The organism is Streptomyces sp. AC512_CC834 (assembly GCF_019049325.1).
Lineage (GTDB): Bacteria > Actinomycetota > Actinomycetes > Streptomycetales > Streptomycetaceae > Streptomyces.
Window position 1 is genome coordinate 1 of sequence record NZ_JAGMUO010000064.1, and the last position, 14,758, is coordinate 14,758.

General features: G+C 66.0%; 9 protein-coding genes and 1 pseudogene. 3 read left to right on the plus strand and 7 right to left on the minus strand.

All coding sequences use genetic code 11. The features are described 5' to 3' along the window. Positions 1-571 precede the first annotated feature (571 nt). The 4 genes from KUM40_RS22010 to KUM40_RS22025 form a co-directional block, all read right to left on the minus strand. Positions 572-3,478, minus strand: a complete 2,907-nt coding sequence (locus KUM40_RS22010; protein ID WP_254395488.1) for an RNaseH domain-containing protein — start codon at positions 3,476-3,478, stop codon at positions 572-574. Positions 3,479-3,649: 171 nt separating this feature from the next. Further along, the gene (locus tag KUM40_RS22015) at positions 3,650-6,952 is read right to left on the minus strand and encodes a hypothetical protein (RefSeq protein WP_217167750.1); all 3,303 of its coding nucleotides are present in this window, start codon (positions 6,950-6,952) and stop codon (positions 3,650-3,652) included. Further along, positions 6,949-8,202 carry a hypothetical protein gene (locus KUM40_RS22020; RefSeq protein ID WP_254395489.1) on the minus strand — a complete coding sequence of 418 codons (1,254 nt, stop codon included), beginning with the start codon at positions 8,200-8,202 and terminating at the stop codon, positions 6,949-6,951. The genes KUM40_RS22015 and KUM40_RS22020 overlap by 4 nt, the downstream gene beginning before the upstream one ends. A 59-nt stretch (positions 8,203-8,261) precedes the next feature. Next, entirely contained in the window at positions 8,262-9,488 is a 1,227-nt protein-coding gene (locus KUM40_RS22025) for a helix-turn-helix transcriptional regulator (protein ID WP_217167751.1), read from the minus strand. 424 nt (positions 9,489-9,912) lie between these two features. On the opposite strand from KUM40_RS22025, the gene KUM40_RS22030 reads away from it, so the two are divergent. Beyond that, complete coding sequence (locus KUM40_RS22030; protein WP_217167752.1) at positions 9,913-10,617, plus strand: restriction endonuclease; 705 nt, start codon at positions 9,913-9,915, stop codon at positions 10,615-10,617. Positions 10,618-10,748: 131 nt separating this feature from the next. Next, positions 10,749-12,125 (plus strand): glutamate--tRNA ligase, encoded by a 1,377-nt coding sequence (gene gltX / locus KUM40_RS22035; RefSeq protein ID WP_254395492.1) that lies wholly within the window; start codon positions 10,749-10,751, stop codon positions 12,123-12,125. 7 nt (positions 12,126-12,132) lie between these two features. Here the strand turns inward: gltX and KUM40_RS22040 are convergent, their stop codons facing one another. The 3 genes from KUM40_RS22040 to KUM40_RS22050 are packed head-to-tail and all read right to left on the minus strand — an operon-like array spanning position 12,133 to position 13,993. Then, a complete protein-coding gene (locus KUM40_RS22040) occupies positions 12,133-13,119 on the minus strand; it encodes a glycosyltransferase (protein ID WP_217167754.1) in 987 nt (328 codons plus the stop codon). Further along, positions 13,116-13,730: an HD domain-containing protein gene (locus KUM40_RS22045; protein WP_217167755.1), complete on the minus strand. Its 615-nt coding sequence runs from the start codon at positions 13,728-13,730 to the stop codon at positions 13,116-13,118. Before KUM40_RS22045 ends, KUM40_RS22040 begins: the two co-directional genes overlap by 4 nt. A gap of 5 nt (positions 13,731-13,735) precedes the next feature. Then, on the minus strand, positions 13,736-13,993 hold the full coding sequence (locus KUM40_RS22050) for a carbamoyltransferase C-terminal domain-containing protein (RefSeq protein WP_308401206.1): 258 nt from the start codon (positions 13,991-13,993) through the stop codon (positions 13,736-13,738). Between KUM40_RS22050 and KUM40_RS22055 the strand changes: the two are divergent. Further along, positions 13,935-14,660: pseudogene (locus KUM40_RS22055) on the plus strand (LacI family DNA-binding transcriptional regulator); the annotation flags it as partial. The gene KUM40_RS22050 and the pseudogene KUM40_RS22055 sit on opposite strands and share 59 nt — an antisense overlap. Between the last annotated feature and the right edge of the window lie 98 nt (positions 14,661-14,758).

Genomic DNA, 14,758 nt, shown 5'->3' on the forward strand with positions numbered 1-14,758 from the left:
CACAACATCGCCGCTGCCCTACGGCATCACGCACGCGACACCGACCGCCCCATCAACCTGCTCCTGGCGGCGTGAGCAACGACTTTGCCGGGGCCCTGGAGGGGTTGCCCCCAACACGCTTTCCAAATGTTCGTATGGGGGTCCGGAGCGTGCCGCGCCCGTCCTGAACTGCGGTGGAGCGTTCACGGTGTCCCTGTGTGGACGGGCCCGGACGGGGGCGAATGAGACCAGGACTGAGACCAGCCAGTCCCGACCTTCCAAGATCATCTAGGAGTCCTCGGGGCTCTTCAGGCCAGTGGGGGACCCTTGGAGCGCTTGCACCGCTTCTGCCAGCGTCCATGGAGCAGTTCCAATTCAGCATGATCGTTCGTGATCACGGTTTCGACGGCTGGGCCGGCGCCGGACTAGTAAGCCCGAGGATTCCAGGTCCCGATTTCAACTCTTCGCGGTCTACTCCGGCTCACAGATTCCAGAAGAGATCAAAGAGCTCGACAAGAACCCATAACCATCCTGATGCTCAGTCTCGATCTTTCGCGATGAGCCCTCGACGTCTATCACGAAAGATCGAGGCTTAAGCGTCGGTGCCGCAGGCTTCCTTGAGGATTTCGATGCTCTCTGGGTCCCTTGGTTCGGAGCGTCGGAACTGGGGGTGGCCAAGGTCCATTTGCAGTGCGGCGTGAAGTGGCGCGGGGTAGCGGGTTCGGTCGGACCATGAGAGTGCCTGGTGGCTGAGTCGGGCTGCGGCGACAGCGAGGGCCTCGCGCTCGTATCCGCTGCGTGTGTACATCGGGGTGATTTCGCGCGTGGTCATGCTGTACCAGGGGGAGTTGAGTTCGTTTTCCTTGCGCTCGCCAGCGTTCTTTGACGCCTTGCCCGGATCCGCGCGCCAGCGGGTCTTCCACTGTCCGTGGCGCTTCTTGCCGTAGTTGCGGGGCTCGGTGAACAGGAACCACGGATGCCCCTCAGGACGGTCTTCTGGGTAGTAGAGGTCGCTGGAGGTTTTGAGCGGCTTGGTGGTGCCGTTCTTCAGCTTTTCTGTGACGGAGACGAGTCGTGGCATCTCGGCCTGCGCGCAATTCATGCGGATGATGCTGACGGGGTTCCAGGAGGCGGGCAGGCCGCTCCCCGGAAGCCACAGGCGCGGGTCGTCCGGGTCCGGTGTGAGACCCTGCTTGTTGTTGTGGAGGCCGGGCCACACGCGGCGGCTGGCGTGGCCGTCGATCATCAGGACGTACGGGAGCCCATCGAGTTCGTCGCTGAGGTCTTGGAGGGCGGTCCGGACGTCCTCGCCGGCCTGTGCCCAGCGCTGCATTTCGCCCTGGCCGTCCTGCGTGTGCAGAGGGTAGTTGGAGGCGTGGAAATTGCTCTGCGCCCGCGCGTAGTGCTCCCAGTGCGGGTGGATGTTGCTCCAACCGAGCATGCGCCACGTCTCGCCGACCTTGCGGGACGGGATCACCGCGGTTGCGGTGATGATCCTCTTGGGCTGTCCCTTGTACTTCCGATCGGTGGCCTGCTTGCGGATGTGGATGCCCACGAAGGCCATGCGGGGCAACGGATACGGGTCGTCTTCAGGGTAGAGAGCACGCTCGAACCGGTCGTCGATCACGCCGCACGAGCGGTACAGGTCCAGTTGTCCCATGTAGACACGGTGGTCTTCGAACGCCGCAGCGGGCTTCTTGACGGTGTTGAACGTCTTGGTGAACGGGTCGTACGTGCGGCCGACCAAGAACTGAGACGGCACTGCCGCCTTTGCGAGCTCCCGTACTACCTGGTGTTTGGCGTCACTCTCGGCGAGGGCGGACTTCACCTCGGCGGACTTCATGCCTTCGTGCTCTTCCCCGCGGACGGGGAGCTCCGTCTCGCACCAGGCCGCGAGGAGCACGCCTGGTTCCGTGAACTGGCTGATGAGGGCCCCGGCGTCCGAGACCCTCTCCTCTCCAGGGCCGTGTTTGAGCAGGGTCTCGGCGTTGCAGAAGACTGCTTCGATGCCCTCCGCGAGAGGCGTGGTGTCCTTCCCGTTGGGGTCGGGGTCGATGTGTTCCGGATCGAGGCCGTAGGGGTGGGCGAGACCATGAATCATGCGCGTGAGGGTCTCGTCCCGGTACCAAAGACACAGGATGCGGAGTTTGGTGTAGCCGGCTGCTTCGATGGAGCGCCGGATGCTGTCGGGCGACGGATTGCCGATGAGGTCGATGTAATCCCCGTCGCTCTTTCGCTTCTTCTTCTCCTTCTCCTGCGTCGAGGTGGCAGGTTCGTGGGGCCGCTTGCCGAAGACGTTCCCCTTCGACTTCAGCTCGAGCAGAGAAACGGCGTCGCCGAAGGCGCGCCGGATCTGGTCCTGGAGAAGAGACAGCTGGTAGATGCCGGCACCGGTACCGACTGCGAAGGAGTCCGTTTTGGGCATGGTCGGCCGGATGGTGCCGGGCGCGGGTGTCAGGATGTCGATCCTCTTGCCGTCTTCGTCCCTGAGGTTCAGGCGGTGGCGTTCGTCGGCAACGCGTTCCTCCAACGCCGTGAGCGCTGTCCGGTCGGCGTCGAGTTTCGCCAGGATCTCCAGCGCGTGCTTGTTTGCCTGGCGCAGGCCCCAACCGTCCAGAGAGAGGGACAGAAGGGGGCGCTGCGTCCCTTGATCGAGCAAGGCAGTGCGTGCGTGGACAACGGTGTTGTTGACGCGGCGGATGTGTGCGTTCAGGTTCAGGACGGGGTTGGGCTCGGCGGTATAGGTGGCCATCTTCACCGAGACGCGGGACATGGCGTACTGGACTTGCGCCCGCGTGGGGTCCTCGGGACGGGCAGTTGCGGCTTCGCTGAGGTTGACGGGGTGGGCCAGGGAGGCGAATAGCGGCCCGATGGGGTGGTCCCATGCGATCAGATCGCCGTCGCTGTCGGGTCGGTAGTGCACGGCCGCGGTGTTGGTGGACGGCTGCCAGTCGACGATGCGTTCCTTCGTCACGCCGTCCTTCGCCTCGTACGGCTCACGGACCGGTTCCACCTCCGTGTCCAGGAGCGGTTTGGCAGCCAGCTTCTTCGCGATATGCCACTTCACCGCCTGATAGGCCCAGCTCTCAGGGCTGGCTGGCCTGCCGTCCTGCTGGGCGAGGATGTTCTCGGCGAGGCTGAGCGACTGCGGCGTGACACCTGCCACCAGTTTCGCCAGGGCGGGCTCGTCCATGAACGGGATCTCGTCCAGAGGGATCTTGCGGACGATCCCTTCCAGGTAGGTGAAGGCGTTCTTGAGGACGCCGGGTTCCACGGGGCTGAGCGTCACCATGAACGCCAGGCTTCTGTCCAGGTACACGTACCCGTCGGTGACCTGCTGGAGAACGGTGACCGCGATGGAATACGGAACCAGGAATGGGTCGGACTCCTGTACGCCTGCGATCCGCTTGCTGTTGCGGGCGGCCGTACTGCCCAGGTCGCGCCAGGCTCTGCGCGTCGGCGAGTGGTAGTCACCGAAGTCCCAGACCAGGGCGGTCATGCCGTCCAGGAGCTGTGGGGTGCACTTGATCGATGTGGTGTGTGCGGTGAGATCCCGCTGTGTGCTGCGACGCCCCATGGACGGTCTTACCTCTTCTCTCGGCTTTTCTCCCGGACAGGGAAAGCAGCCCCCGCCTGCACCGGGGGAGGGCGGGGGGCAGATGTAGGCCGTTCAGAGCATCTCGCGATCGAGCCCTGCGTAGGTGAGAAATGCCTGAAGCGCTTGACCGTAGAGCTCATTCATGATTGCGCGCTGCTCGGGGTTCCAGTCGGCATAGATCTGTTTGATGATCGTGGCCAGGTCGGAACTGAACTTCTGGTCATGGATGGCGTGGTCCACGATGTGCAGGGTCATGTCGGTTTCGCCCCGGCGGGCTCGGCCGGCGAGCTGGATGAGCAGGACGAGCATTCCTGCGACGAGTTCCTTGCGCAGGTCGTGGTCCATGTTGGAGAACCGGGCCGGGGAGCGGAGGATCTTGGAGAGTTGCCTCCAAGAGGCTTCCCCAGCGTTACGCAACTCGGCCAGCGGGGTATCGCTGCCACCCACGGGGAGGGCGTTGACGCCAGCGGCGTTGACGCTCGCGTGCATCCAGTCGGTGTCCTCAATGCTGAGGACGGGCCGGACACAGAGGTAGATGTCGCGGACTGCGGAGCGTGTGCCCACGACGATGTTCAGACCTCGTCCGATGACAGCGAGGGGCGCGATCAGGATCTCCCCACGGTCGGGGAAGTCCTTCAGTTCCTCACGGACCATCCTGTCCACGTGAGGAGGCAGGTTCTCCTCGTAGTTCTGCTTCTCTGCCTTCTTCACGAGCAGGCAGACTCGGTGGTTCAGACCATCGGCCTGCGCCACTCCGGAAGCGAGGTGGGCGGCCTGCTCGTAGGAGTTGACCGTGAGAATGACACGGGCTCGTTCCGGCTCACGCTTCTCCAAGTGGGTCAGGCGTCGGGCGAGCTGCTGCTCGTAGAGACCCCGCCCGAGATCGCGCAGGGCGTTGGGCTTCAGTTCCGGTGGCAGACCACCGATACGCATCGCGTCGCCGGCGCCACTGCGTACGGGGGTTGCGAGGGTGACGATGGATTCGGGGCGCGTATCGGGCAGCCACCATCGCACCGGGGCGTGGATGTGCTCCTGCACGGCCTGCGGCAGGTAGGCGGTGGCCGACAGCCCCATGACAGGCCGCTGTACGCCGGCCGTCAACAGCGATGTGAGGCCACCTAGTTCGGAAACGAACGTATGCGGATCGCCTCCGAACGACCGGGAGAGGAGCTCGGCTTCCTTCTCCTTGTTGTCCATGCCTTTCACCTGGTAACCGTGGATGGAGCGGCCCAGCATCGCCAGGGGGTACAGGGTGGCCACCGTGCTGCTGCGCATGGTCTCAAGGATCTTGCGGACCGAGCCCAGGTCCAGGTAACGCAGGGTCTGTGCCTGCGCGCGCAGTTCGTCGAGTGCGCCGTCGAGTTCGCGCAACACCGCCCGGGTGACCAGCAGGTTGATCACAGCAGCCTGCCGGTGCGCGTCGGGCACGAGCCCGAGGAGAAGCTTGCGCATCTCGTCGCGAGTGTCCGTGAGATGGTCCTGGCCACGCTGCGCTGTGAGCGTCATCAGGGCGGTCTGAACGGCGTCCCAGGCTGCGCCTTCAGGGAGGTCGAACTCTTCCTCGTCCGGCTCGGAGCCGTACCACTGGGCGGGCATGATCTCGTTGAGGAAGGCGAAGAGCTCGGGCGGGATGTCCTCGGCCGCAGTCGCTTCGGGGAAGAGGATCTGGAGGATCTCGCGGTCCCGTGAGTGGGCCAGACGCCAGCCGGTGTTGTCGCGGCCGGCGCCGTCGGGGCCGTCCGTTTCGTTGCCGGGATTCAGCTTCAGCCCACGTCCGGAGCAGAGCCACAGCAGCAGCATCTCGGCCATGAGGCGGGCATGGCTGACTGGTGAGACGAGCCCCATCTCGTGGACAACGGGCAGGTTCTTCGCGTCGGAGTCGATCTCCCGCAGTGCCGTTGTCCTCTTCCGGGAGGCGAGAGTAATTTCCGACGTGCAGCGGCTGATCGCTGCTGTCTGGAAGGCGTCGATCTCGTCGATCACCAGGGCATCGCAAGAGCGCAGGGTCATCTCCAGGACGCTCATGCCCCGGGAGCCGCGCGCTTGACCACGGAACTCCTGCCCGTCCAGCACGACACCGATGCGAGTGCGTCCTTCGAGCAGGTTTGCGTGGTTGGTGACGATGACGGCCGCGTTGGTGGCCCGGTAGAACTGCTGGAATTTGCCGCACGTCGGTGCGAACGGGCAGGTCAGACGGTTGGAGCCAGTGGCCTCTGAGGTCAGCGAGGTGCAGTTCTCTTCCCCGTAGGGGTACAGGGTGGGCGGGTCCATCAGTGCCCGCTGCGCGCATCCTGTCGACAGAAGGCCGATGTCCGTTTTAGCGCGACGGTCCCACTCGTCGATCTGGGTGGATGTACCCAGGGCTGCGTAGTCCATGGCGCGCCGGTGCATGCTTGACGGGGACATCAACGGCGTGCAGTGAGTGGGCTCGGCGAGCCGTTTGATCTTGCGGAGATAGGCCAGGTCGTTGTTGATGTCCCAGGCCATTTCCAAGGTGGCCCGGACGTCTGTGACGGCGAGAGCGATGCGCCGGTCGTTCAGAGCAGCCCATGAGGCCAGAACCCTCACCAGGACGGTCTTGCCGCTTCCTGTGGGAGCGTTTAGCAGCTGCAGATCGCCAGCGGTCAGGTCGAGTTCGGTCATCGCCCCCGTTGACGTCTTCATGCTCTTGAAGAACCGCTTGAGCACCTTGTGCAGGTAGCGGACGCTCTTGTCCTGTCCACTGAGCGTTTTGGCGACCTCCAACAGCTGATCCACGGTCGGTGCGACCCGGTCGCGCTGTGGGCGGGTGTGCACCTGAGGCAGGACTTCGTGTCCGGGTGCTTCCAGGAAGCCCGGCGTTGCCGGGATGTGGATCTCCCGGCTGGTTGTGCCGTGCTCCGGGCCCAGGTAGGCAGTCCTCGTCTTCAGCTTTCCGGGGCCGGCGAATGCCTGGGCCTTGGGGCGCTTGCCGAAGGTGAAGAAGGGGCCGGTGACGCGTTGCACGTAGCCGAGAAAGTCACCTCCCATACGCGGGATCGCTGCGTCGGCCAGGTGTGGATCTCCGGGCGGCAAACGCAGCGAGCCTCCAGAGCGATCCGCGATGTCCGGCTCTGATGACAGGACTCCGAGCATGGCGAGCACCGAGGTCTGGAGCTTCTTCGGATCCGTCCACTCCTGGGCCATCAAGGTCATGACCTGCCGGATGAGGTTTCGCTCAGCGGTAGGCAAGTTCGCCCATTCGGACCAGGCTTGCGGCTTTCGGTGCGCGAAGAACGTGGCTTCCTCGAAGCCGGCCAGTACGTGTCCTTCGTCGTCCTTGCGTGGGAAGTAGTGGGCGGCCAGCGCAAGTGCTCCGGCGAGGCCGGCCTCTGTGCCCGTCATGTCGCCGCTCATGCCTGGCCCCCCTTGGCCTGGTTGATGACCATCTCCAGGTATTCCGTCGCGGTCATCGCCGCTTTCATCCTGTGTCTGCGGCACACCGCATTGAGCTGGTCCACTTGCTCCTTGCGGTGGTCAGGCACCACCAAATACTCGGCGCCGCCTCGGTCGCCGCCGTCTAGGTCGAGTTTGCTGACCAGATGGTTGGACCAGGTGTAGTCCTTGAAGTCGGCCATGAACTGGGGTTCATCGTTGTCGGCATGGGTCATCCATAGGTCGCACTGGTCCCCGTTGGGCCACAGGTGCGACGTCCAGGGTGTGCCCTCGAGGCTGGCCGAAACTGCCCGATGTAGGGCCAGCTCGGGAAGTCCGGGTACCACGGTGTATCGCCACACGGGCCGAACCAGCGCGACCGTATCCTCCACCGCGCCAGCCTCCGGCACGAGCGGAACGGCACCGGTCCACAGCGCGGCGAAGCGGCCGGCCGGCACGCGGCACTCGAACGTCGGGTGCAGCTCGGGAGCCGTTTTCCGGCGAGTGGTCACGACGAACTCGTATGATGCGCCTGTCTCATCGTGCCAGGGGTACAAGCAGCGCACTTGGCCGCGGATACGCCCGCTGGATCTGTCTGTCGTCACCTTCATCGGCCACTGACAGGCCGGACAGGGCCACCACCAGCCGCTGTACTGCGCGTATTGAGCGATGGGGCGGTAGAAGTCGTTCGCCCGGGAAGGCAGGTTGAGGGAAGCCAGATCCTTCCTCGGCACGGTCGAGTTCTCGACCAGGGTCCTGCGGTGCCTCTCGTAGAAAGGACCCTTGATCGCGCTGAAGACGGACTCTTGGCTGTACTCGTCATCCAGCTTGGGCTTGGTGACCTGGCCGCTGAACTTCCCGACTTTCTCCGCGGCGCGCATGACACGCTGAGCCTCGTGCCGGAAGTCGAAGCCGTCCTCGGTTGCGACGCCGTCGCTCTCCAAGAGCCGTACGCCGGCGAGCTCCTCGGCGTTGATCCACTCGGGCAGCAACCGCTCGAGGGACCCCGCCCGTTCACCGGTGAGTCTGCCCATCAATTCGTCGAAGGGGATGTGGTGTCCGGGGCCACACGCGGCCATCAGAATGCCGTGGGCTTCCATGAGGCGGTCCAGACGCCGGGGACCGGTCAGCTCCCCGGCAGCCATCGCGTGTTCACACACCGCGAATGCCTTGACGATTTCCAGCAGGACATGGGTCTGCTGGACCGTGGTCGTGTCTCCGTGTCGCGTCATCGGTGGGGAGGCTACGACACCCCACTGACAATGGACCTCAGCGTCACTCCATCGGGTGATCAGGTGAACATATTTGCGATCGAATCAACGTTGACGGTTGGATACAAAGACCGGTAGGTATCGATGTGGTCCTTGATATGGCGTCGGCCGGAATTGGTGAGGAACCATCGGTACGGTCCGTAGTCCGCTTCGTCAGGGAGACGCAGAACGATGAAGCCGCGGCTGGGCGTGCGCCCGTCGGGGCTCTGACCCACGGCAAGATAGTGCGGTCCCCGCCCAGCGAGGCTGCCGTCCACACCTTGCGGTCCCGCCTGGGCGACACGAACCACGATTTTCCACAGCCACGGCGACAGTAGTGCTGCGGGCGGTGCTGGAGCGGAAGTAACCCCGAGGGCTGCGCGTGCGACCGCTCGGCCGTGCCGAGTCATCTCTACGCGCGTACGCGGAACATCTCCCAGTCCATCGACGTACAGGCGATCCCGGTAAACGATGATCAGGCCCCGCCTGTCCAGTGCGCTCACGGAGGACCCGGTCCCCGGATCGTGAATGCCGGCGTCCCGGAGCCGCTCCTGGATGCGAGTGAAGCCGACAAGGTCGGCTGGCGCATTTAGTGCCAAGGTCAGTCGTCGCCACGCTGCAGCGGGCCGTTGGGCCTCCCCTGCATAGCGACTCTGGCGCTGTTCCTCTTCTGCTTCCTGATCCTGATGGAAGATGCACGTCAGGTAGCTGCGCTGCCGCTCGTTGAGCTCACGCCAGGTTGCCAGTGCTCCCTCGGACGCGCTGCGAGGTCGACGGGCTGGAAGCGCGGGGGCCGGGTCGTTCGGGCGCGTGCGGCACCAGGCATCAATGACTACGCGGTCAGGAACTCCGTAGACGTGGGCCAGCATCCGTGCCACTCGGCCTTGGGTTTCGGGCGACGGCCAAGTCCGCCCGCGCACCGGGCGGCCACGCTCAAGGTCACGTATTTTCTCAGCGCTGACGTGTAGCCCCTGCGATGCTCGTTTGCGGCGAAGCAGCGAAGCGACCTCGGCGGTACTCATACCCGCCCGACGACGCAGGTCTTGCAGCGTCTCGGTCCCCCGTTCGCCCGCAGTCAAGTCTTGCGCATCACAGCGCAGCACCTTCAGTAGGCGCCCGAAAGCTTGGTCGCTGACCGCTTGTGTTCCGGCCTCCCAGCGGCGTACGGACGCCGGTGAAACACCAGTGGCTTCGGCCAGCTCCTTCACGCTCATACCTCGGAACCCACGCTGCTGTTGCAGAGCCTGAGGAGTGAGGGGCTGTGCCATGCCTCCCAGCAAAACGCAGTAGACGGGCCGGAGCAACCACCATCCAGACTCGAAGGTATGGAGACAGCTGCACGCTCCCCGTAGTCACCCACTCGTAAGGGATCTGAGTCGGGCCACCCGGAAACCGGTGTTTGTCTCGGTTACCCCGTGCCTCGTTCGTGGTGCGGGCCCCGCGCGCGCTGCTACATGCTGGTGCTCAGCCGCCGCTTCCGGGATGGGGCAGCTCCTGGACATCGGTGCTCGTGGCGGTCGACAGCACGCTCTCGGTGGCTCCCCCTCGGCGGCCCGGTACGCGTACGACCCGATTGTGTCGTGGCTCTGTCGGTCAGGGCCCAGGCAACGAGACCAGCCATTGGCCGAACTGCGCCCTTCTCGGACGCCTCACCCTTCCCGAGACTGCTGCACTGGACGAGGGAGGGGCGCCATGGCAGCAGCACAAAAGCGGCGAGGAACAGCGGCTCGGAAGCGTCGAGAGCAGCGACTGCGCGGCGGCGTCATCGCCGGGGGCGTGAGCGTCGTCGTCTTGGTGGTCTTCTGGGGCGCGATCTGGCCCTACCTCGTGGGCGCGCTCGTTCTCGGAGGCGTTGCCGGCGGTGGGTGGTGGTTGTGGCGCACTGATCGGTCTATCAGGGGCGGGGATCGGCAGTGGCGGTACGACGAGGCCGTGAAGACTGGACATCGCACGCTGGCCGAGGTCGACGCGATGACGGGGACGGAGTTCGAGGACTTCGTCGTGGAGCTGTGTCGGCGCGATGGGTGCACCGATGTGCGGAGGGTCGGAGGCTCTCACGACAACGGGGCTGACGTCCTGGGGGTCCTTCCCGATGGGCGGAGCATGGTGATCCAGTGCAAGCGATACACGCCCAAGAGCAGGATTCCCAGTCGGGAGGTCCGAGACCTGCTCGGTGCGCGGGTGCATTTCAAGGTCGACGTGGCGATCTTCGTGACCACGACGTACTTCAGCGGGCCGGCTGAGAAGTTCGCCACGGTGAACGACATCCTCGCCGTCCATCGCGATCACCTCGGGCTGTGGAACAACGGGGCCTCGCTGCTGTCGCTCGCCACGGTGAACGGCCTGGGACAAGGGGACCGGCAACACCGGGCACGCTGGAAGGCGACGTACGAATAGAAGGCAAGGACGGCCAGAAAACGCGGGTGTAAGGGTTGGCTCAAGGTCCGAAGCCGGTGCCCGGCGTCGGTACCCTGGAGCGCATGTCTACTGCCCCGGTTCGCGTTCGTTTCGCCCCGTCCCCGACCGGCATGTTCCATGTCGGTGGTGCACGGTCCGCTCTCTACAACTGGGCAGTGGCGCGACAGTCCGGCGGCAAGTTCGTCCTGCGCATCGAGGACACCGACGTGGCCCGGAACAAGCCGGAGTGGATCGACGGGATCATCAACGCGCTCGCGGCGATCGGCATCCACGGTGAGGACTCGGCCTTCGAGGGGCCGTACTTCCAGTCGCACAACGCAGACCGGCACCGGGAAGCAGGTCTGCAGCTCTTTGCGGCTGGTCGGGCGTACTACTGCGACTGCAGCCGGGAGCAGCTCAAGGAGCGCACGGGGTCGGATCACCTGGGTTACGACGGGTTCTGCCGGGAGCGAGGGCTGGCTTTCGAGGAGGGCCGGGCGCTGCGGTTCCGGACGCCGGACGAGGGCGAGACCGTCGTGGTCGACCTGGTCCGCGGGGAGCCGGCGTTCCCGAACAACGCGATCGAGGACTTCGTGATTGCCCGGGGTGACGGGTCCCCGGTCTTTCTGATCGCCAACGTCGTTGACGACCTGGACGAGGGCATCACACAGGTCATCCGTGGTGAGGAGCACCTGTCGAACACGCCGAAGCAGCAGCTGCTGTGGGAGGCGCTCGGCGCGAAGCCGCCAGTGTGGGCACACCTGCCGGTGATCGTGAACGAGAAGCGGCAGAAGCTGTCCAAGCGCCGCGACAAGGTCGCGCTGGAGGACTACCTCGCCGACGGCTTCCTGCCCGAGGCGATGGTGAACTACCTCATGCTCCTGGGCTGGGGGCCTGGTGACGACCAGGAGATCATGCCTTTCGAGGAGCTGGAGCGGCTCTTCCGGATCGAGGACGTCAACACCGCGCCTGCCTTCTTCGACGTGAAGAAGCTGACGGCGTTCAACGGCGACTACATCCGCGCACTCTCGCCGGAGCAGTTCGCCAACGCCTGCGCACCGTGGCTGATCGCCCCGTACGCGCCGTGGGTGCCGGAGGCGTTCGACAAGGACCTTTTCGAGGTGGCCGCCCCGCTGGCTCAGACCCGGCTGGCGCTGCTGTCGGAGATCACCAGCTACGTGGACTTTCTGTTCCTCGACGAGCCGGTCGAGGACGAGGCGTCGTGGAACAAGGCGATGAAGGCGGGCGCCGGCGACATCCTTTCCGACGCCCGTGCCGAGCTGGCCACTGTCCCGGACTGGAAGGCGGACGACCTGAAGGCCGTCCTGCTCGCCGTCGGCGAGAAGCACGGCCTCAAGCTGGGCAAGGCTCAGGCGCCTATCCGGGTCGCGGTCACCGGCCGGACCATCGGGCTCCCGCTGTTCGAGTCCATGGAGCTGCTCGGCCGGGACCGCGTGCTCGCCCGTCTGGACGCGGCGGTCAAGAAGCTGGCCGCCGCGCAGGCGTAGCCGCCGGTCAGGCGACCTTCGCGAGGAGGTCGCCCCAGGCGTTGCCGAAGTAGTTCACATCGAACCGGGCCAGGGCTTCGTACGCGGCCTTGGCCTCGGTCTGTCGCGCTGCCGCGCGTTCCCGGATCTGCGTCGGCAGGCGGCCGAGGTCCGGGGCCGGCTGTCCGGTCAGCGTGGCGAGGTCGCCCAGCCCTGCCACCGGGCGGATCAGGCAGGGCAGGCCGAGCAGCAGGGCCTCGGCCGCGCAGCGGCTCCAGCCTTCCCGCATCCGGGGCAGGAAGACGCCGACGTCGCAGGCGCACAGCAGCCTCAGGTACCGCTCGCGTTCCACGTCGTAGTGCGCGCCGTCGAAGCCGATGGTGTTGCTGCCGCTGGTGATCACCCGCACGCCAGGGGCGCCGGCCAGGGCGGCCGAAACCTCCTCGGTGCCCTTCCAATGCACGGCCTTGCCCGCGTACACCCCGATCACGTCCGCGGGCAGGCCGAACTCGGCGCGGCATTCCGTTCGGTCGAAGCCGCGTGCCCGCTCGACCTCCGTCATGTCGAAGGCGTTGTAGATCACCCGTACGTTGCGCACGCCTCGGGCCTGGAGGAAGTCGGCCCAGTACGGGGCGACGCAGACCACGGCGGCACATTGGGGCAGTATCCGGAACAGCCGCTCCCAGAGCATGGCCTCGACGGGGGCGGAGTCGTGCTGCAACGGCTCGTAGTGGTGAAGGAGGAACACCGTGCGGGCCCGCATCTCGGGCGTGAAGAGCAGCAGGCTCAGGTCGTCCCACACGAAGGTGCCGTCGGCGCCGTTCAGCGCCCGGACCGCCGGGGCCAGGCGGGCCAGGTGGCGGAGCTTGCGCCAGCGTCGAACACGGTAGGTGCGCTTGTGGTCCGGGATCGTGCGCCACTCCACGTCGTCGGCCGTCGCCTCGTGGAGCATCCGCAAGTAGACCCGGCCGCCGGTCCGGCCGACCGGCTCCATCGAGTAGACGACCCTCTTCACGGACGTGCCTCCTGTCGGTATCGGACGTACTCGGCGTGGAGGAGCGCGTGCATGGCCGCCAGGTGGGGGCTGAGGCTGCGGGCGGCGTCGGCGAGCGGGAGGTAGAAGTCCTCCAGGCTCTGGAGGAACCGCTCGCGCCGGTCGACGTTGGGCGAGGCGGCGAGATCGCGCAGGTTGTGGAGGCGGTCGGCGAGCCGGACGAGGAGCTCCTCGGATGGGAGCGCGGTCTGCTTGAAGCGCCAGCTGGCTTCGTCGCCGGCGGACTTGGGGCGCTGTTCGAGGCGGTGGTCGGCCGTCATGGCACGCAGGCGAGCGGTGAACCGGGTGCCGAGGTGCTGGGCGAGCAGTGCCTCCGATTCGGGAGCCACTTCCAAGGCGTCGTGGAGGAGGGTGAGGAGGAGGGGCTCATGGGCGCTGACCCCGATCTCGGAGCGCAAGAGCGTGACGACAGCCAGCGGGTGTTCCAGGTACGGGGTGCCCTGGTCGCGCGTGTGGCCGTCGTAAACGGTGAGGGCGAGGGCGCCGACGTTGCCGGCGAGGGACTGCTCGTCCGTGCCCCACGCGGCGGCGCCGAGCACGGTCAGGACGTTGTCCAGGTCGATGGGGTTCATCCGCCTCACCTCGTGCGGAGGGCCGTGGCGCGGGGGTCGGGCACGTTGTCGGCGAGGAGCAGGGTGTCCCCGACCGCCAAGGCGTCGAGGCCCAGCTCCGCCGCCGCTGCCAGGGCCTGCTCGGCGGTCCGCAGGATCGGGGCTCCTTTGCGGTTGAAGGACGTGTTCAGTAACAGCGGAAGTCCGGTGCGCTCGTGGAACTGCTCCTGGCGCTCGACGCTCCACCTGATCTTCGAGGACGCGATCGACGAGGGCCTGATCACGTCCAACCCGGCTGCTCGGCGACGCGGACGGGGTAAGCGTGCCGGCCGCTCCCGAGACCGTGGCCCGGAGAAGGTGGTCACCGACGCGCTCGGCATCCTGCTGACCGCCGAGCGTGCCGCCCTGCTCTCCGGCCGCGACGACGAGTTCGTCGCCGTGGTCCTCAAGGGATACACCGGCATACGCTGGGGCGAGATCGTCGGCCTGGAGACCGCGTTCGTCCGCCCAGGAGCCGTTCGGGTCGAGTGGCAGCTGTACGAGCTCGACACGGGGGAACTGGTGCGCTGCCCGCCAAAGGACGACAGCTACCGCACCATCGCCTCGACGGACTGGCTGTCCGCGCTGGTCGCTAACCACACCGCCCGCACGAAGCCCAAGCCATGCCCCTGTCACGGCAAGACCTACGTCTTCCGAGGACAGGGCGCGGCCCGCACAGGCGGCCACCAGGGCGCGAAACTCGTCGACGTCGCCCGTCGTGCCAGCGTCTCGACGGGCACGGTATCCAACGTGCTCAACCACCCCGAACGCGTCACTGAGGCCACACGAGAGAAGGTAGAGCAGGCCATCGCGGACCTCCGGTTCGTGCGGGGCGGAGTCGTGCCGGAGCATGCAGCCCACTGGCGCAGGAACGGTTTCGCTACCTGGCTGTTCACGCCGGCGGTCTCAGGCGAGCAATAGTCAAGAGTTGTGGATGGGTTGGATTTGCAGCTCAGTTGTTGCCCGGCTGCGCGAGGTTCGTTCTGGCGGCGTTGCGGATCCGCTTGGTG